The organism is Providencia sp. PROV197, from assembly GCF_028479625.1.
Lineage (GTDB): Bacteria > Pseudomonadota > Gammaproteobacteria > Enterobacterales > Enterobacteriaceae > Providencia > Providencia vermicola.
On record NZ_JAMPNZ010000039.1, the window covers coordinates 13,554 to 33,713 of the forward strand.

Sequence of the window (20,160 nt, forward strand, 5' to 3'; positions counted from 1 at the left end):
TAACAGTGAATTTCAAACACAAAAGTTATGGTAGGATGTTAAGTGTAAAAATTTGACTTATTTCTCAGTGTTTCCGATCAGGAGGGCAGTGCAGTGTCCGAAAAAGTGAATCAATTAGAACAAGAATTAAAAAAACGTATATTGGTATTAGATGGTGCGATGGGGACAATGATCCAGCAGCACAAACTAACAGAAGAACAATTTCGTGGTGAGCGTTTTGCGGATTGGCCAAGTGATTTAAAAGGCAACAATGACCTGTTAGTCCTCACTCAGCCTGAGATCATTCGAGAAATTCATAGTCAATATTTTGAAGCGGGCGCAGATATTGTTGAAACCAATACATTTAACTCCACATCTATTGCGATGGCGGATTATAAAATGGAAGCAATTTCCGCAGAAATTAATGAAGTCGCTGCACGTATTGCTCGTGAATGTGCAGATGAGTGGACACGGAAAACCCCTGAAAAGCCACGTTATGTTGCTGGGGTATTAGGGCCAACCAACCGAACTGCATCGATTTCTCCAGATGTGAACGACCCTGCTTTTCGTAATATCACCTTTGATCAATTAGTTGAGGCATATAGAGAATCAACTCGATCACTTGTAAAAGGTGGCGTTGATCTGATCATGATCGAAACTATTTTTGATACGTTGAACGCCAAAGCAGCTATTTTTGCAGTAGAAACTGAGCTTGAAGCGTTGGGCGTGTCATTGCCTATCATGATTTCAGGAACAATAACTGACGCTTCAGGCAGAACACTTTCAGGGCAAACAACAGAAGCTTTTTATAACTCATTGCGTCATGCGCAGCCGATATCATTTGGGCTGAATTGTGCATTAGGGCCAGATGAGTTGCGTCAATATATTGCAGAATTGTCACGAATTGCTGAATGTTATGTGAGTGCTCACCCTAATGCGGGGTTACCAAATGCTTTTGGTGAATATGACCTTGATGCACAAAACATGGCGCAGCAGATCCAAGAATGGGCAAAAGCAGGTTTCTTGAATATTGTTGGTGGGTGCTGTGGAACAACACCGCTGCATATTCGTAAAATGGCGGAAGCTGTAAAGGGGATATCGCCCCGTCAATTACCCAGTTTACCTGTTGAATGCCGCCTTTCAGGGTTAGAACCGTTAAACATTGGGGCAAAATCGTTGTTTGTGAATGTGGGGGAAAGAACCAATGTCACAGGATCAGCAAAATTTAAGCGTTTGATTAAAGAAGAAAACTACCAAGAAGCCTTAGATGTGGCTCGCCAGCAGGTGGAAAGTGGTGCCCAAATTATTGATATTAATATGGATGAGGGCATGTTGGATTCCCATGCGGCTATGGTGCGCTTTTTGAATTTGATCGCGGGAGAGCCCGATATTGCTCGAGTGCCAATTATGATTGACTCCTCGAAATGGGACGTTATCGAGGCAGGCCTTAAGTGCATACAAGGCAAAGGTATTGTGAATTCCATTTCAATGAAAGAGGGAGTTGAGGCCTTTGTTGAACACGCCAAATTATTGCGCAAATACGGTGCTGCTGTTGTCGTCATGGCATTTGATGAGGTAGGCCAGGCTGATACACGTGAACGGAAAATTGAAATTTGCCGCCGTGCCTACCAGATTTTGACGGAAGAAGTGGGATTTCCCCCTGAAGATATCATTTTTGACCCTAATATTTTTGCTGTCGCGACAGGTATCGAAGAACATAATAATTATGCAGTTGATTTTATTGAGGTTTGTAAGGATATCAAAGAACAGCTTCCCCATGCGATGATTTCTGGTGGTGTTTCCAACGTTTCTTTCTCATTTAGGGGAAATGATCCTGTTCGAGAGGCGATCCACGCGGTGTTCCTGTATTACGCGATCCGTAATGGCATGGATATGGGGATCGTCAACGCGGGGCAATTAGCCATTTATGACGACCTGCCTACGGAGTTAAAAGATGCCGTCGAAGATGTGATTTTAAACCGCCGTGATGATAGTACGGAGCGTTTGTTGGAGCTGGCTGAAAAATATCGCGGTTCAGGCTCGGTTGAGCAGCAAGTTCAACAGGCGGAGTGGCGCAGTTGGGATGTGGAAAAGCGCTTAGAATATGCTTTAGTGAAAGGGATTACCGAATTTATTATTCAAGATACAGAAGAAACGCGCCAGCGTGCATCGAGCCCCATTGAAGTTATTGAAGGGCCATTAATGAACGGCATGAACGTGGTCGGAGACCTGTTTGGTGAAGGGAAAATGTTCTTACCTCAGGTGGTGAAATCGGCTCGTGTGATGAAACAAGCAGTGGCTTATTTAGAACCGTACATTCAAGAGCTTAAGCAGTCAGGTAGTAGTGCAGGGAAGGTATTACTCGCCACCGTAAAAGGCGATGTCCATGATATTGGCAAAAATATTGTTGGGGTAGTACTTCAGTGTAATAACTATGAAATCATCGATTTAGGTGTAATGGTACCATGTGAAACAATTTTAAAAACGGCGCGTGAGCAAAATGTCGATATTATTGGGTTGTCTGGTTTGATCACTCCATCTCTTGATGAAATGGTGCACGTCGCAAAAGAGATGGAAAGGCAAGGTTTTACATTGCCATTATTGATTGGTGGCGCAACAACCTCGAAAGCACATACTGCGGTAAAAATTGAGCCAAATTATACAGGGCCAACTACCTATGTACAGAATGCATCACGTACTGTTGGGGTTGTTGCTGCACTCTTATCTGAAACACAAAAAGAGGATTTTGTTGCGCGCACGCGTCGTGAGTATGACACTGTGCGTATACAACATGGGCGAAGAAGGCCGAAGACCCCACCCGTTACGCTGGATATCGCACGAGCGAATGCCGTGAATATTGACTGGCAAGCTTATCAGCCTCCTGTACCAAAATCGCTAGGCGTTCAAGAAGTTAGTGCCTCAATAGCGACCTTGCGAGAGTATATCGACTGGACGCCATTTTTTATGACATGGTCATTGGCAGGCAAATACCCGCGTATTTTAGAAGACGAAGTCGTCGGGTCTGAAGCTCGTAAGTTATTGAATGATGCCAATGAGATGTTAGATAGACTTGAAAAAGAGCATTTACTGATTCCCAAAGGTATTTTTGGCCTATTCCCTGCCAACCGTGTTGGTGACGATGTTGAAATTTATACGGATGAAACTCGTGCTAACGTTCAAGCGCGGAGTTTGAATCTACGCCAGCAAACCTTAAAAACGGATTTTCCGAATTATTGCTTATCAGATTTTGTGGCTCCAAAAGATAGCGGTAAAGCAGATTATATTGGGGCATTTGCTGTTACAGGTGGCCTTGAAGAGGATGCGCTGGCGGATGAATACGAAAAACAGCATGATGACTATAATAAAATTATGGTCAAAGCGCTGGCGGATAGGCTCGCGGAAGCATTTGCAGAATATTTACATCAGCAGGTGCGTACCCAATATTGGGGCTATGCGGCGGATGAAAATTTGAGTAATGAAGAGCTAATCCGCGAAAATTACCAAGGTATTCGTCCTGCACCAGGGTATCCTGCTTGCCCTGAGCACACAGAAAAAGAGAAAATTTGGCAGTTATTAGACGTTGAAAACCAAGTGGGGATGAAATTGACAAGCTCCTATGCAATGTGGCCAGGGGCGGCGGTATCGGGCTGGTATTTTAGTCACCCAGACAGTAAATACTTTGCGGTGGCGCAGTTGCAAAAAGACCAAATAATGGACTATTCACAGCGTAAAGGGATGTCGGTAACGGAACTGGAGCGCTGGTTAGCCCCTAACTTAGGCTATGACCCTGAAGATTGATAAAACAGTGTATTGATTTTTCAGGTGTTTGGCACCATCTTATGGATAAAGACATTAAAGGGGTCCAATGATGAGCTATGAATTTATTATTGAAAATGAACTGCCACAATCTGTGGCATTTCCTTATCAGAGCCAAAACAGTGCGGCACCTGGCACTTTTCTGATGAGTGAAGATGCGGTTAGTGCCATGATGAGCATCTTACAAATTATGGATAAGCTCGATACAGATGAGTCCCTTGATGAGCACTGTTTTAACCAAATTTGGTTAAAAAGTGAGTTAACCCCCGCACGTGCAGAAGAAATTTATTTGTTTTTGGAAGAACGTTTAGCGGTAGAACCCTTGCCTTCGCAAGAAGAGATTGCGGCATTTCATCAGGCACAAGTGGATGAAAACAAGCTACTATCGCAAGAAAGTAGCAAAGAGGGCATGATCCCAGTCCATAAGTTTTCCACTAATGATGGTTGGTTAGTGACGACGAAAGAGTGCGAATGGATAGCAGAGGTATTCGCTCCCGAGTTGGTGAGTGAAAACCACTTTGTGGTGTCGCAAATTTCTGAGTTATGCAAAATTAGCCATCAAAAACTGGAGCATTTACTGATTGAATGGGGCAAATTTAATTTATTTGCTAGTAAACATGGTGGTTACCGTGTTAATTAAGTTTCTGATGGTTTAATCTTTGATTTAGGTGGTGGTCATTTTAGTCGTGAATGAACATCACCTAAGCTTTTCGACGAAATTCCTTTCTAATCGTGTTTTTTCAGCTTGAATCCCTTATGAATTTTTTATTGGAGTGTTATGTTAGCAATATAACGCCAATGAATAGGTTGTGGTGATGAAATTACGGTATTTATTTTTAGTAGTTTGTTTGGGTATAACTTCTCTTGCTCAGGCGACTTCTGAAGCGCCTTCCACAAAAAATAAACCAGCAGAAACGACAGCGCAGAGTCGTGATGTGGTGCTTCCCGATGATTTTAAAGCTCAGTTAAGATCGGCTAAAGCAGGGGATGTTGATGCGATGGTGGATATTGGGCTTGCCTATATGGAAGGAACTGATTTTTTAAACATTGATGATAAAGAAGCTTATCGTTGGTTTAAAAAAGTGTCTGATTTGGGTAATACTGATGGGGATTATTATCTCGGTATGTTATTGCAAAATCAGGAAAAATATAAACAAGCTGAGCGTTGGTATCGGCGTGGTGCAGAAAAAGGGGATGCATATTGCCAATATGCGCTGGGCTACTTTTATGAGCATGGTTTAGGTGTTACGCAAAATTTCAAGCAAGCCAAAGCGTGGTATTCGGAAGCTGCAGAGCAAGAACATGCTAATGCACAATTTGCTATGGGGCTTTTTTACCATGATGGTCTTGGTGGGAATGTGGATTACCAAAAAGCTCGTGAATGGTATGAGCGAAGTGCCGTCAATAATATCGCCGCCGCCGTTAACAACCTTGCCGTGATGTATGAAAATGGTGAAGGTGTTGAAAAAAATGATGAAACCGCTATTTATCTCTATCGCCAAGCGGCCAATATGGGCTCTGCGATTGCGCAAAACAATATGGGTGACTTTTATCAACAAGGCCATTTGCTCATCGAAAAAAATGGCTATCAAGCAATGTACTGGTATAAACGAGCCGCCCAGCAAAATAACGTTGATGCGCAACTGGCTATTGCAAGTGCCTATGAATCTGGAGATGGCGTCGGGAAAGATTTAGCCGAAGCATTTGTTTGGTACGAGCGTGCTGCACAAAATGAGTCACTGGATGCGGGTATGAAAGTGGCTGAATTTTATGAAAAAGGATTAGGTGGTATTGAGAAAAACCCAGCAAAAGCCATTGAGCTATACAAAGCGTTAGCCAAGAATGAGTCTGATGATGCGCAAATTAAATTAGCGAAGATGTATGTTGCTGGTGAAGTAAATGATGTGAATATCAAGGATGTCGTTAATTGGCTGCAGCTGGCGGAAGACGATAGCCTTGAAGCCAAAAACCAATTAGCGATTTTCTATTTAACGGGAACGGGTGTTGCGCAAAATACACAGAAAGCACGCCAACTATTGGAAAAAGTGGCTTTTAAGAAAAATAGTGATGCGCAAAATAACCTTGCGGTGATGTATGCCCGAGGTGAAGGCGGAGAGAAAAACATTTTTCGTTCTGTGATGTGGTTTGAGCGAGCAGCAGAGTTAGGGAATGAAACGGCAAAACGTAATTTATCGCTCTTGCAGAATAATAAAGAGGTTAAGGCCTCGATGCTGCGCTATACCGATAATATCAATCAATCGATGGAAAACTTGAAAAAGCGTTAAGTTTCCAATTAAAAGGCGATCATGAAGATCGCCTTATCGTTTTTTGATCGGATCGTGTGGATTATTCGAATAAGTTACTGTGTAATGTACGAACGATATCTTCCGCATCATCACCTGGAACTAACAAGCAAATATTGTGGCTGCTTGCTCCGTAGCTGATCATACGAATATTGAAGGACTCTAATGCACCGAAAATTTGTTTCCCGAGTCCATTCACTTGCGACAGTTCATTACCGATAATTGCCACTAACGCTAAGTTTTCTTCCACTTCAACACGGCATAATGCAGAAAGCTCTGTCATGAGAGCGTTGGTGAGTAAGCTGCCATTTGTCCCTGTTGAACCTGTGGTATCTAACGTTAATGCAACGCTCACCTCTGAAGTGGTAATTAAGTCCACGGAAATATTGTGGCGCAATAAGATAGTGAAAATTTCTGCTAAGAACCCACGCGCATGCAGCATTTTCAGGCTATGTAATGTTAATAATGTTTGTTTACGACGCAGTGCCAATGCCCTAAATTGCGGTGGATTCGTGGTTTTGTCACTGACAATTGTCCCACCCGCTTCTGGAGCTTTACTGGAGCCTACGAACACAGGGATACCTGAGCGTACCGCGGGTAGTAATGTGGCTGGATGCAGAATTTTTGCCCCAAAAGTTGCCATTTCTGCCGCTTCATCGAAGGCGATTTCATCAATACGCTGTGCATTTGCTACTACGCGCGGATCAGTGCTGTAGATACCAGGAACGTCTGTCCAAATATCGACACGAGATAAATTCAATACTTCAGCCAATAGGGCTGCGGTATAGTCGCTACCACCGCGTCCCAATGTGGTTGTTCGGCCTTTTTCATCGCGGCCAATAAAGCCTTGCGTAATCACGACTGACTCGCCTAAGCGAGTTTGTAAGTGTTGTTCTGAAAGGGCTTTTAACTGGTTGAGATCAGGCTCAGCACGTCCAAAACTGTCGTTGGTTCTCATGATCTTACGCACATCAAACCATTGTGAGTTGGCATTGCGTTGGCGTAGAACTTCAACAAAAAGCAGAGTCGACATCAATTCCCCATGGCTTACCATTTCATCTGTCAATGCATCTGAAGTGGCAAGAGATGCAGAATCTGCTAAATGGGCAATGTTATCAAGTAAGCGATTGATTTCTTCACGAATAACCTCTGCAGTCTGTAAGTTATCAATAATTGCATATTGAATATCTTTAACCTTTTGCAGTAGCGCATTGCGTTTATCAGCGTCACAACCTTCAGCCAATTCAATCAATAAGTTAGTAATGCCTGCGGAGGCGGAAAGTACCACAACGCGCACGTTGGGGTTGGAAAGAACAATATTTGCGCTGTTGTTCATTGCCTCAAAGTTCGCGACACTGGTGCCACCAAATTTTGCAATAACAAACTGATTGTTGTCTGACGAAGACGCTACGGTATTCATGGTGTCAATCCCTTTGGTTAAACCTAAACTTTATATAGATTTATCGGGTAAATAGAATCGCGTCAATCAAGAATCGAAGCAAATCAGTAATTCTAATGATGGGGGGGTTATTATCGGTTTTCGTCATACGCGTCATCCTTCAAGCTGCATGGGTGTTGACTACGTTCAGATAGCCGAATCACATACTTGTGTATGCTCATCGGTCTATCTTCACTTGTCGCCTACATGCAACTCGAATGATTTAGCGTATGTAGATTAGTGGCTTTTTCAAGCTGCATGGGTGTTGACTGCATTCAGATAGCCGAATCACATACTTGTGTATGCTCATCGGTCTATCTTCACTTGTCGCTTTTTTTAAGCTAAATGGCATTGAAAGTGCGTATTTCATATAAAAGGGATAATTAAGTCTGGAAAAGTACGGCAGAATTGGGGAATATCAATATAACGCAGAAAACCGATAAGCCCTGTTTCCTTGACGGGTTACAATCTATTTCTATTGAAAATTGTTTGGAGAGTGTTATCCATGAGAAGTATTAATCCAAGCCAGACGGCTGCATGGCGGGCGCTAGAACAACATTTTGCGCAAATAAAAGATGTGCATATGCGTGATTTGTTCGAGCAAGATAAAGACCGCTTTACCAAATTTTCGGCAACGTTCGATGGTCAAATCTTAGTGGATTTCTCCAAAAATAGAATAACGCAAGAAACCTTAGACAATTTATTAGCACTGGCAAAAGAAACTGAGCTAGAAAGTGCCATTAATAGTATGTTCAAGGGTGAAAAAATCAACCGCACGGAAGACCGTGCTGTGCTGCATACGGCTTTACGTAATCGCGACAACACACCAATTTACGTAGATGGCAAAGATGTGATGCCTGACGTTAATGCTGTGCTGGAAAAAATGCAGCAATTTAGCCAACGCATTATTAGTGGTGAATGGAAAGGCTTTACGGGTAAGGCGATTACCGATGTTGTGAATATCGGGATTGGCGGTTCTGACCTTGGCCCATTCATGGTGACTGAAGCATTACGCCCTTATAAAAACCACCTGAATATGCACTTTGTTTCTAATGTGGATGGCACGCAAATCGCTGAAACGTTGAAAACACTGAATCCAGAAACGACATTGTTCTTAATTGCGTCTAAAACATTCACTACGCAAGAGACAATGACTAATGCGCATTCAGCTCGTGATTGGTTCTTAGCATCTGCAAAAGATGAAAGCCAGGTTGCTAAGCACTTTGTGGCACTTTCCACCAATGGTGAAGAAGTCGCTAAGTTTGGTATTGATACCAACAATATGTTTGAGTTTTGGGATTGGGTTGGTGGCCGCTACTCATTATGGTCAGCGATTGGTTTATCCATCATTTTATCCGTCGGCTTTGATAACTTCGTTCAATTATTGAATGGCGCTCATGCAATGGATAAACATTTCACTCAAACACCGCTGGAGAAAAATATCCCCGTATTGTTAGGGTTGATTGGCATTTGGTATAACAATTTTTTTGAATCAGAAACTGAAGCGATTCTGCCATACGACCAATACATGCATCGTTTTGCGGCATACTTCCAACAAGGCAATATGGAATCCAATGGTAAGTATATCGGCCGTGATGGAAAACCCGTTTCATATCAAACTGGCCCAATTATTTGGGGCGAGCCAGGGACGAACGGGCAACATGCGTTTTATCAATTGATCCACCAAGGGACAAAAATGATCCCTTGTGACTTTATTGCGCCAGCAGTCACACATAATCCACTGGGTGACCACCACGAGAAGCTGCTTTCTAACTTCTTTGCGCAAACAGAAGCGCTAGCATTTGGAAAAACGCGTGAAGTGGTCGATGCTGAATTTGCTGCGCAAGGCAAATCAGTGGCCGATATGGAATATGTGGCACCGTATAAAGTATTTGAAGGTAACCGCCCAACGAACTCGATTTTACTCAAAGAAGTTACGCCATATTCATTAGGTGCGTTAATCGCGATGTATGAGCATAAAATCTTTACTCAAGGGGCGATTTTAAACATCTTCACGTTTGACCAATGGGGCGTAGAATTAGGTAAACAATTAGCGAGCCGCATTCTGCCTGAATTAGAAAGCAGTGAAAAAGTCAGCAGCCACGACAGTTCAACCAATGGCTTAATTAACAACTATAAAGCTTGGCGTTAATGGTTTATTGAAATTACGTCGTGAAATTAAGCGGGAAGCGTCGGTGGCTTCCCGTTTTCTTTATTAGAAGAAACATCAGAATAAGTTAATGTCAGCTAGATTATTAAAGTATTAACGAATTTTATTTTTGTTTATAACATGTTATTAATTATGGAATATTTCACTATTTTTTTACAATTTGTGTTGAATTTGTGACTTTTTATATAAATTGTTAGCTAACTTTAACCTTGTAGCAAAACAACGTGATATTCTACTTGGTAAGAAATACAGAAATCATAACCATGTTATTCATGGTGGAATTTACGTAATGGATGAAATGCTATTTACCTCGCAGCCAATTGAATGGATTGCGCAGGATGATGAAAGAGTTCCCGCTAACATGCTCGATTGGTTACTTGAACTTGGCTCCATGACAAAACGTTTTGAACAACATAGCCAGAAAGTGACTGTCATTCCATATTTAGAACGCTATGTATCGCAAGTGATGCTGAGTACGGAAGAAGCACAAAATTTACCTGCAAGTCATCGTTACTGGGTGCGCGAAGTGGTTATGTATGGAGATGGTACTCCGTGGTTGCTTGGTCGTACGGTCATTCCGGAAGAAACACTCACCGATGATGACCAGCAATTAGTGGATATTGGTCGGATGCCATTAGGGCGCTATTTATTTAGTCGAGATAACCTAACGCGTGATTACATTCATATTGGTCGTTCCGCAGAACGTTGGGTTCGCCGCTCTCGATTAAGGTTATCCGATAAACCTTTATTGTTAACCGAGATATTTTTACCAGAATCACCTGCATATCGTTAATTATCCAAACTATTTCAAATTATAGATTTTGGCAAAACACGACACTAATACACAAAAATCCGTGATTTGCTCAACTGAGTGGTGTGAACACCTACCTATTTTGAAGTATGATGGAGTGAGAAAAGGAGCACGACAAAGTGGAGGGAAGTATGACGCTAAGTAAATGGCATGCATACAGCCGTTTAATGCGTATTGATAGACCCATCGGTTCACTGTTATTACTTTGGCCGACGTATTGGGCACTCTGGATAGCTGCTCAAAGCACGCCCAATTTGCACATTTTGATTGTGTTTACTGCGGGGGTGTTTTTCATGCGCGCCGCAGGTTGTGTGATTAATGATTTCGCTGACCGACATTTTGATGGTCATGTGGAACGCACCAAACATCGCCCATTACCCAGTGGGGATGTGACGGAAAAAGAAGCTAAAATTTTGTTTGCAAGTTTAGTGGGTGTGTCCTTCTTGCTGGTTTTAACTTTAAATTTAATGACAATTTGGTTGTCCATTGCGGCGCTTGCTTTGGCATGGATTTACCCTTTTGTTAAAAGAGTCAGTCATTTACCTCAGGTTGTACTGGGCGCAGCATTTGGCTGGTCGATTCCAATGGCTTTCTCTGCGGTGGGTGAAACACTTCCGTTAGTATGCTGGGTATTGTTTTTAATAAATATTATTTGGTCAGTGATTTACGACACGCAATATGCCATGGTTGACCGTGACGATGATTTAAAAATCGGCGTGAAATCAACAGCCATTTTATTTGGCCAGTATGACAAATTAATTATTGGGTTACTGCAATTACTGATGGTCGGCTTGCTGGTGGCTGTGGGATCATTGGCTGCTCTGGGGAGCATTTACTATTTTTCTCTGGCGCTGGTTGTGGGGTTATTTGTTTATCAGCAAAAACTGATGATGAACCGCGAACGAGCTCCCTGCTTCAAGGCCTTTATGAATAATAACTTCGTTGGCTTGATTTTGTTTATTGGCATCATGGTGAGCTATTTTTAGCAAGTGAATGATGTTCAATAGACCAACAAAAAAGGTAATGTTTTTCAACATTACCTTTTTGTTTTTTATCGGTTTACAAAACCAGATTAGTCTTTTTCTGGCTCTGTGATTTGAGCGGACTCATCGGGCTTAGCCACTTTTTTCTCTTCTGAAAACTCATCGTCTTGGCTAACACTTTCAATGGTTAAACGGATTTCTGGGGACATTAACCGCGCAAGAACCGCATACAGTTTTTTAGCGTTAGTGGTGAAGATATCATTTTCATTGTTATCGATATAGCCTTCTTCTCTAAGCGTATCAACGAGCGTTGAGAACACTGCTTTATCAAAGAACTCAGGGGCATTAATACCGTGAAGTACAGAGAGACGTTGTGCAAGAATACGGCTTTCTTTTTCCAACGTATTACGGCTTATTTCAGGGCTGGCATTGAGTAATGACAGCGTGATTGCGTAGCGTTGTAATGTTTCACGGACACCAGCGGCTAAGAGTTGTAATGGACGAATACGGCGTGGGTTCAATACCACCATTTCGTCGTCTCTTAGACAGATAAGTTTTTGATTATTTAGCTCATCAATCAGAGTATCGACTGTTTCACGCAGCTGTTCGTCGTTATAACGCATAAACAGTTCAGCTTTTAAGAACGGATAGATTTGGCTGACTTGATGGTGAATTTCTTGACGACTGATACGCTCATGGTGCAACACAATACTGGTGATCAGTGACGGTAACACCAATAAGTGGTGGATATTATTACGGTAGTAGGTCATTAATACGGCATTTTCACGAGGAAGAATAATAATATCCCCCATGCTGTCTTTTTCTACCTCGAATTTATCCATTTGCAACGCGTGTTCGAGCAGTTGTTCAGCCGTTTTATTTGGCGTAGTCGCATCGGCGGTGTATGGCACATTGCGTAATAATTGCAGATAACATTCCACTTGCTCAATTAACTGCTCACGGGTTAATGAACGTTGACGTGAGGCCAGTAAAGCCGTTGCGCACAAGTTGATAGCGTTAGCTGCGGCAGCATTATTGATATTCACCATGATGTTATCTGCTAACGAGCTGACTGTTGGGTTTAACCAAGTTGGGCGCTGCGGCTCAATAGGGTCAATCGAATCACGCCAATCTGGCACGCGTTGGTTAAGGTAATGAGAAAGGGAAATTGGCTGGCCAAAGTTCACATACCCTTGACCTAAGTTACGCAGCTTGCGCAAGCCGCGGATCATTGAAAATAAGCCTTCTTTCTCTTTTTCTGCACCGCGCAGCTCTTTTGCGTAAGTGCCTACTTCCATCACATGTTCATAACCAATATAGATAGGTACGATAGTGATAGGGCGCGAATCACCACGTAGCATGGCTTGCAGTGTCATTGATAGCGTTCCCGTTTTTGGCTGTAATAAACGGCCAGTTCGGGAACGTCCACCTTCAACAAAATACTCAATAGAGTAACCGCGAGCAAATAACTCACTTAAATACTCACGGAAAACCGTGGAATAGAGTTTATTTCCTTTAAAGGTGCGGCGGATAAAGAAGGCACCAAGGCGGCGGAAAATTGGGCCAGCTGGCCAAAAATTCAAGTTGATCCCTGCGGCGATATGCGGCGGGACTAAGCCTTGATGATAAAGAACATAAGACAGCAATAGGTAGTCCATGTGGCTTCGGTGGGAAGGCACATACACAATTTCATGGCCATCTTGCGCTAATTGGCGAACGCGCTCAGCATGCTGCACATTAATGCCTTGATAGAGGCGGTTCCATGTCCAGCTCAGTACACGGTCAGTTAAACGCACGGCTTCATAGGAGAAGTTCGCAGCAATTTCTTCCATCATATTCACCGCATTTTGCTGTGCTTTTTTCAGTGGAATTTTTTTACTGCGTGCTTCATCCTCGACTGCTTTTTCAATCGCTTTTGAGGTCAAAAGCTTATTGAATAGTTCATAGCGTGCGGGCAATTTCGGGCCGACAGCCGCAAGGCGTTGGCGGGAATAGTGAATGCGGGCGACACGCGCTAATTTATTCGCAATAATGGTATCTGTGCCGTGGTCTTGCGCCATTTTCCCGATGGAAACGGGGGGCGATAGGCGAACAAAGCTATCACGACCTAACCACAGGACAGCAAAGAATTTTTGCACCCCGTTTAATAGCTTCAGTGGTGGTGCAGGGGTATGCCCTTCACGACCTGGAGAGCGCCCAAACATAACCGATGCGGGGAGCATTTGAATATCCAGATTCGGATTGTTTTTATGCAAATCTAAATACGCATGGAATGTTTTGACGGAATCTTTACGCGGATCTGGTGAGTAATAACGAAATACGCGTGGGCCATCATCGATAAACACATAAGCAGGAAGCTTTGTTCCATTGATGTCGTTATCAACCAAAGGGTCAGGCAGACCGATAGCCAAGCATTGATGCCGTAGCGTTAGGAGGTCGGACTTAGAGTGATAAGGCAATACATACAGCGTTGGCCTGTTGGTATCAAGCTGCAGCTCTGTAATTGGGTCCGATGGAATTAGTTTACTTTTTACCAATAATTTAAGTGGTAAATTCAACGTGTTGTAATATATTTTACGCCATAGTGACATAAATGATTATAGCCTCTTGTTAACAATGCTGCGCAATCATACCAGAAATCCACTGGTAGATCTGTTACTGACGATTCACTTTGACTGTAAAAATCGATTATTGTTTGAATTTTTTAAGGAATAAATATGGCAAGTCAAACTAAGGGTTTTACCCGCGTGATTAAAGCAGCAGGGTACTCCCTTAAGGGGTTAAAAGCGGCTTGGATAAATGAAGCGGCATTTAGGCAGGAGTCTGTTGCAGCAGTCATTGCGATTATTATCGCCTTTTGCTTAGATATCAGTTACGTGGATAGAATATTGCTGATCAGCTCCGTTGTGCTGGTGGCTATCGTCGAGTTACTAAATAGTGCAATAGAAGCTGTTGTTGATCGTATTGGCAGTGAATATCATGAACTTTCAGGGCGCGCTAAAGATATTGGGTCAGCGGCTGTATTCATCAGTATTGGTTTAGCGTTATTTATATGGGCACTGATTTTATGGCAGCGTTATTTTTCTGCCTAGCCAATAAACGTTGTTTAGAGTCGAGAAAAGAGAGTCAATCGATAGCAAATGCCTAAATTCAGCAATTTAACTGTTTCAAATCTTCATTTACCTGTATATACTCACAGTTTGACTGTATAAACAAACAGGGGAACGGAATGAAAGCACTGACGGCTCGACAACAGCAGGTTTATGATCTGGTGCGTGACCACATTTCGCAAACAGGTATGCCTCCTACACGTGCTGAAATAGCAGCAAGTCTTGGTTTTCGTTCGCCTAATGCGGCAGAAGAACATTTAAAAGCCTTGGCTCGCAAGGGTGTAATTGAAATTGTTTCTGGGGCATCACGAGGCATCCGTCTACTTCTTGAAGAAGAGGCTGAAGATCAAGGGTTACCTTTGATTGGGCGCGTTGCCGCTGGCGAACCTTTATTGGCACAAGAACATATTGAAAGTCATTATCAGGTTGATCCTGAACTTTTCAAACCTCACGCAGATTTCCTATTACGTGTGAATGGTATGTCGATGAAAGACATCGGTATTATGGACGGTGACTTATTAGCAGTTCATAAAACACAAAATGCGCATAATGGCCAAGTGATTGTTGCGCGCATTGATGATGAAGTGACTGTTAAACGTTTTAAACAACAAGGTAATCGTGTTGAGTTAATCGCTGAAAATCCTGAGTTTGCGCCGATTGTTGTCGATTTACGCGAGCAAAGCTTCACCATTGAGGGTTTAGCAGTTGGGGTGATCCGTAATAGTGATTGGTATTAATTCTTAGATTATCAGGTAGGTAGCGGCGCGCTGCTTGTTTGATTTTTCCATTATTGCTGGCAGATTTCACATTGATGTATAGAGATCTGCCTGCTTTACTTAGTTCTTATCTTTTATATCCTTTTTTATACTACTTTTCGTATTCTTTTCTTATATAAGTAATGTCGTGGATTCTACAACGTTATTTGCTACTTTTTTTTGCAGTGATCGGTTGCTCATGGTCATGGCTACAGTGTGCGTGGTCTTTGCAGCTATCAATTTCATCACACTTTTTACATAAACCATGGTTTTCCACAACAGTATGCCTTAAACGGAACTGATTAGTTTCCGCTAGGCTAATAATGGCGGCTTCTATTGTTGCGCAATCACTTTCAGTCACACTACCGCAATGATCACAAATTAGCATCACTGAGATATGACTTGGGTTATCAAAGTGATGGCAAACAACGTAGCTGTTGGTTGACTCTATTTTATGAATAAAGCCTTGCTCCATTAAAAACTCAAGCCCACGGTAAACAGTGGGTGGTTTTGCTTGTGGTTCAACTTCACGCAGTAAATCTAATAAATCGTAGGCACTGATAGCACCGTGTTGCTGTGCAATAAGACGTAACACGGTTTCTCTCTGTGGAGTCAATCTAACGCCCCTTGATTGGCAGATACGCTCTGCCATCACAAGTATCTTATCTTCACTCATTTTTTTCATTTTTGACTCCAACTTCGAAAACTAAGTATCGACTATAGGAACAAGTTTATCATAGTTTTCTGACTGAAATAGCTTGAAAAGAGAAAGTAGAAGGGAGAAGGGCATGTACTCAACTGAATTTTGTTAGATAAAAATGAAAAATAAAAGAAATAATAAATGGAGAAAACAATGAATATATTTTTATTTATTAATAATAAATATTGGAATTCTATAGATATGATAATAAATATTAGGCAAAGAATTAAATCTCTGCCTAATATATTATGGGTTAGTATTTATATTCAATACCTAACCAATAGTTGCGACCTTCTTCAATATAGCCATTGGTATATTCATAAGACTTATCAAATAAGTTATTCACTGAGCTATTGACGGAAACGCCTTGCCCTAAGTCATAATCTAAACGCAGGTCAGTTTTAGCAAATCCGCGCACTTTACTTTCAGCATCCACATAGTTAAATGCCCAGCTTCTGGCTTCTTCAGTCACCGTAATACTAAACGGTTCGTAAGGGGTAAATTTCACCCAAGCAAAGGCTTTATGGGTTGGCAGCTCAGCCACATGCTTGACGCTGTAGTGTTTTGGATCGGCATGAATATACCCGTAGCTTAAACCTGCTTCCATCCAATCGGTAATTTGGCCTGTCGTGCCTAAATCAATACCGAAGTAGTCGACTTTTCCGCTATTGCGGTTTTGTAGTAAATCGCCACCATCGTTATTTTTTCCGATATGGTGTGCCATGATGGCATCCGATACATGATTATAATAAGCGCTAGTTGTATAGGTCCATTGAGGAGTAACGTATCCTTTATAGGTTAAATCGTAGGTTAGTGCACGTTCTGCATCAAGATGAGGATTGATCTCGAAGGAGTCTTTATTTCTGATTTTATTCTTTGTATAGCGTTCTTTTTGTGTAGGGAAACGACTTCTTTCAGAAATAGAGAATTGTACTGTGTCTTCATTTGCTAAGTGGTAACGCGCCATGACTTCCCAATTAAAGGCATTTTGGTTGTTGCTATCATAGGTTTCAATGCCAGTGACGACATTCTGCTTATTATAAATATAACGTTTTCCATCATCGCTTTTACGCCAGTCGTAACCAATACCACCAATAATATCTAGTTTATCAGTTGCAACCCATTGGTATTCAGCAGCAGTAGACCACGTTTGGTCTTTATAACGATCAAATGGGACAACCTTATTACCACGAGAACGGTGAACGTCTTCTTTCCAGTGTGCGGCGAATGACAACATATCGAGTTCACGCACGGTGAAATCAACACGCATGTCGGCACCGTTGCTGTAGTCATCGTAACGACTGTAATTCATATTCCACTTTTTGTATTCGTCATAGCTAGTGCTTTTCACCTTACTTTTAGCATCAGTATATTGGTGAAGGGTATTTTTAAAGCTATCGTGATAAATCCGGCTTTGTAAGGCGATATCACTGGTTATCTGTGTTGTTCCGTTAAAGTAAATACTTTCTTTATCGTATGCAGGCCATTGCCAACGTTGTAATCCTTTTTTTACATCGGGAGCAATATCTGTAGCGCTATCTTTTTGTCCATCTTGTTTAATATAGGTCACCACATACTCATCGCTTTCTCGAGGTGTCCAACCTGCTTTAATCATTAAGCGTTTATCATCACTAGATGAGTTTGTTCTGCGGCCATGTGTGCCTGCAAAAGCATTATTATCATCAGAGCCAGGTAAGCCAGCAAAACGCTGCTTATACTGGCTACCACTGACTTGAATAAACCCTAAGTCATTGCGGCCACCTAATCGTGCGCTAATATTGTGGGCATTATCTGCACCACGAGCAAAACCTTGGTTTAAGCTGATATTGGCTTCAAACGGCTTTTTCGGTGTTGCGGTGGTTAAGTTAATTGCACCACCCATCAAGTTTGGCCCTTGCAGTAACGAGGTATAGCCCGTCGAAAGCTCAACACTCGCCAACTCGCTAGTCATAAAGCGGCCTAAGTCCAACGTACCATCATAGGGCACGTAGGTTGGGATACCATCAAAGAAGATAGGTACTTGGCGGCTATCGAAACCACGCACATTCACCTGTGTTTCGTTACGGTTACCTGATTTTTGAATAGAGACCCCTGGCATGGTGCTCAATGCTTGCGCTACGTTGGTTTTATTCAATTGCTTCATTTGTTCTTCAGTGATGACATTGGCATCCGCTGCAAGTGGCGTACTCCAAACAGACATCACGTCAGTATTTTTCTCTGCTTTAGGGTCAGATGCGGCGTGCCCTTGTGCTGCGAATAAAGCCATCCCAACTAAATAGGTTATTTGTTTTATTTTCATTATGTCTTTCCAGTTTCATTAATTACGATATATTATTTTTTATATAACGATGTGCGTCATTAGCCATAAGTCAGTACAGCCTATGGGGGTAGGCTGTTTTAGCGAATGGTTTTTTTAACGCAGACTTCTTAGGTTACTGCTTAAAAATCTTCACTTTTATATCTCGAGGTGCCGCATAATATGGTGCGGAAGTCACCAACAATGGCACGCCTGTTTGGGCGAATTCTTCAATGGTTTTTAAATTGATTCCACCCGCTAAAGACAACTGACAAGGCCGATTCTGCGCGTTAGCCAGCTGCTGTAATTGCTGAATTTGGTTTGTTGGCAATTTATCGAGCTGCACAATATCTGCTTGCGCTTTGATGGCAAGTTCAGCTTGTTGATAATCGTCGGCTTCCACAATGATTAACTTTTCGGGTGCATTTTGGCGTAAAGCTTGCACATGCGCATTCCAATCATCTGGATTTTCAAGGCACTGGCGATGGTTAGTAAACAGCAAAATACTTTCTGCGCTGCCTGTTCGGTGAATAATGGCGCCTCCTGCCAAAATCGCAGTTAAGGCAAGAGGCTTAGTGTTTGGAATGGTTTTTCGCGTACAAGCGAGTTGCCCATTAGGTTGATACTGGCGCAAAATAGAGACCATTTGCTGGGTGTAGTGGCTAACACCCCCGCACCATTCAAGGACGTTTTGCACCGCTTTCCAGCCTTGATGTAACGCTTCAATCGGCCCTGTGGCACGAACTAAAATACTTTGCGGTTCGACAATCTGCCCATCATGAAAATGGCATTCACAGGTAATCCCTAGCTTTTCTAGCATGCGTTTTGCAATGTGAATACCACTGACGCAGCCCCCTTGCTTGGAGGCAAATGTCATTACGCCAAGTTGTGAGTGCAGCCCCAAGGCGCGGGTGGTTAAGTCTCCATATTGAATATCGTCTAACAGTAGCTGGTCAATTAATGCATCAGGTAGATAAATCATAATGTCAGTTCCGATTCATCCACAACATCCCACGAGACCATCGCCCAGTCCCTTGATGGATAAGATATTTTCTTACCTGATGCTGTTTGAACATCGTAATAGTGGCGAAGAATATCCGTTTCTTCTGGCGTGATATTTTTGAGTGACCAATTGACACTATCTACAAAGGCTTCAAAGTTATCAAAGCCGCCTTTATTTGGGCTCTTAATAAAATCGACACGGGCATTGATACCCATTTGATGCAGGATGTTCACCGCATAAATATAGGTTGGCAAACGAATTACTTCACGGCCAATTTCACGGATAATATTTTCATCAATAAAGGTTGGGTTGATGGTATGCGTGGTATAAACGCGCAGTTTTGTCTGGCGATTTAGCTTAAGTAGTGCCGCTTTTAAATCATCGACTAACGTTGAGCGGGAAGCGACGGATATATCCACTTTAGGCAGAGTTGCCCAACTGTCTTCCCAGGCAAGTTGCTCAAAGTGGGCATTGGGAATACCAAGTTCTTTAGCGCGAAGCCGTGCCATCTCTAGCATGCCACCGCTGTAATCAATACCAATAACCTCTTTAAATTCATTGGCGAGGCACAGGCTAATCGAACCTGGGCCACAGCCCACATCTAGCAAAGTGTGTGCGCCCGTAAAATCCATCAGTTCACGAAAGCGTACTAAATAGGGGTCATTAGGATTTGCACAATTTTGTGCCATTTGCTGGGCTTTTTTATCCCAATGTTCGGGTTCTTTGCGGGTTCTATGCGCTTGCTGCATATGCTCTTGGTACATTTTAGAAAAATCAATTTGGTTGATTAACATGA

Annotated in this window: 14 protein-coding genes; 8 read left to right on the forward strand and 6 right to left on the reverse strand. The window is 42.4% G+C overall.

From position 1 onward, the window contains the following. Positions 1–93: 93 nt before the first annotated feature. The 3 genes from metH to PR808_RS19670 all read left to right on the forward strand — a co-directional run bounded on the left by metH (position 94) and on the right by PR808_RS19670 (position 6,080). Positions 94–3,777 carry a methionine synthase gene (metH, locus tag PR808_RS19660; RefSeq protein WP_206086217.1) on the forward strand — a complete coding sequence of 1,228 codons (3,684 nt, stop codon included), beginning with the start codon at positions 94–96 and terminating at the stop codon, positions 3,775–3,777. A gap of 67 nt (positions 3,778–3,844) precedes the next feature. Next, on the forward strand, positions 3,845–4,435 hold the full coding sequence (locus tag PR808_RS19665; protein ID WP_206086218.1) for a hypothetical protein: 591 nt from the start codon (positions 3,845–3,847) through the stop codon (positions 4,433–4,435). A gap of 175 nt (positions 4,436–4,610) precedes the next feature. Continuing rightward, positions 4,611–6,080 carry a tetratricopeptide repeat protein gene (locus tag PR808_RS19670; RefSeq protein WP_272539934.1) on the forward strand — a complete coding sequence of 490 codons (1,470 nt, stop codon included), beginning with the start codon at positions 4,611–4,613 and terminating at the stop codon, positions 6,078–6,080. A 61-nt stretch (positions 6,081–6,141) separates the two neighbouring features. Here the strand turns inward: PR808_RS19670 and lysC are convergent, their stop codons facing one another. After that, on the reverse strand, positions 6,142–7,518 hold the full coding sequence (gene lysC / locus PR808_RS19675; RefSeq protein WP_206086220.1) for a lysine-sensitive aspartokinase 3: 1,377 nt from the start codon (positions 7,516–7,518) through the stop codon (positions 6,142–6,144). A gap of 523 nt (positions 7,519–8,041) precedes the next feature. Between lysC and pgi the strand changes: the two genes are divergently transcribed. From pgi to ubiA, 3 genes are all read left to right on the forward strand, one after another. Next, the gene (gene pgi / locus PR808_RS19680) at positions 8,042–9,688 is read left to right on the forward strand and encodes a glucose-6-phosphate isomerase (RefSeq protein WP_272539935.1); all 1,647 of its coding nucleotides are present in this window, start codon (positions 8,042–8,044) and stop codon (positions 9,686–9,688) included. 298 nt (positions 9,689–9,986) lie between these two features. Next, the gene (gene ubiC / locus PR808_RS19685) at positions 9,987–10,499 is read left to right on the forward strand and encodes a chorismate lyase (RefSeq protein WP_442960070.1); all 513 of its coding nucleotides are present in this window, start codon (positions 9,987–9,989) and stop codon (positions 10,497–10,499) included. 149 nt (positions 10,500–10,648) lie between these two features. Further along, a complete protein-coding gene (gene ubiA / locus PR808_RS19690) occupies positions 10,649–11,503 on the forward strand; it encodes a 4-hydroxybenzoate octaprenyltransferase (RefSeq protein ID WP_272539937.1) in 855 nt (284 codons plus the stop codon). 86 nt (positions 11,504–11,589) lie between these two features. Here the strand turns inward: ubiA and plsB are convergent, their stop codons facing one another. Continuing rightward, positions 11,590–14,091 carry a glycerol-3-phosphate 1-O-acyltransferase PlsB gene (gene plsB / locus PR808_RS19695; protein ID WP_272539938.1) on the reverse strand — a complete coding sequence of 834 codons (2,502 nt, stop codon included), beginning with the start codon at positions 14,089–14,091 and terminating at the stop codon, positions 11,590–11,592. 126 nt (positions 14,092–14,217) lie between these two features. On the opposite strand from plsB, the gene PR808_RS19700 reads away from it, so the two are divergent. Continuing rightward, the gene (locus tag PR808_RS19700; RefSeq protein WP_206086228.1) at positions 14,218–14,592 is read left to right on the forward strand and encodes a diacylglycerol kinase; all 375 of its coding nucleotides are present in this window, start codon (positions 14,218–14,220) and stop codon (positions 14,590–14,592) included. 137 nt (positions 14,593–14,729) lie between these two features. Beyond that, the gene (lexA, locus tag PR808_RS19705; RefSeq protein ID WP_206086229.1) at positions 14,730–15,347 is read left to right on the forward strand and encodes a transcriptional repressor LexA; all 618 of its coding nucleotides are present in this window, start codon (positions 14,730–14,732) and stop codon (positions 15,345–15,347) included. Positions 15,348–15,528: 181 nt separating this feature from the next. Here lexA and zur read toward each other — a convergent pair whose 3' ends face one another. The 4 genes from zur to PR808_RS19725 all read right to left on the reverse strand — a co-directional run bounded on the left by zur (position 15,529) and on the right by PR808_RS19725 (position 20,158). Continuing rightward, entirely contained in the window at positions 15,529–16,050 is a 522-nt protein-coding gene (gene zur, locus PR808_RS19710) for a zinc uptake transcriptional repressor Zur (RefSeq protein ID WP_272539939.1), read from the reverse strand. Positions 16,051–16,318: 268 nt separating this feature from the next. After that, the gene (locus tag PR808_RS19715) at positions 16,319–18,364 is read right to left on the reverse strand and encodes a TonB-dependent receptor plug domain-containing protein (RefSeq protein WP_272539940.1); all 2,046 of its coding nucleotides are present in this window, start codon (positions 18,362–18,364) and stop codon (positions 16,319–16,321) included. Positions 18,365–18,497: 133 nt separating this feature from the next. Then, entirely contained in the window at positions 18,498–19,343 is an 846-nt protein-coding gene (gene modD / locus PR808_RS19720; protein ID WP_272539941.1) for a ModD protein, read from the reverse strand. Then, complete coding sequence (locus PR808_RS19725) at positions 19,340–20,158, reverse strand: class I SAM-dependent methyltransferase (RefSeq protein ID WP_206086233.1); 819 nt, start codon at positions 20,156–20,158, stop codon at positions 19,340–19,342. Before PR808_RS19725 ends, modD begins: the two co-directional genes overlap by 4 nt. Between the last annotated feature and the right edge of the window lie 2 nt (positions 20,159–20,160).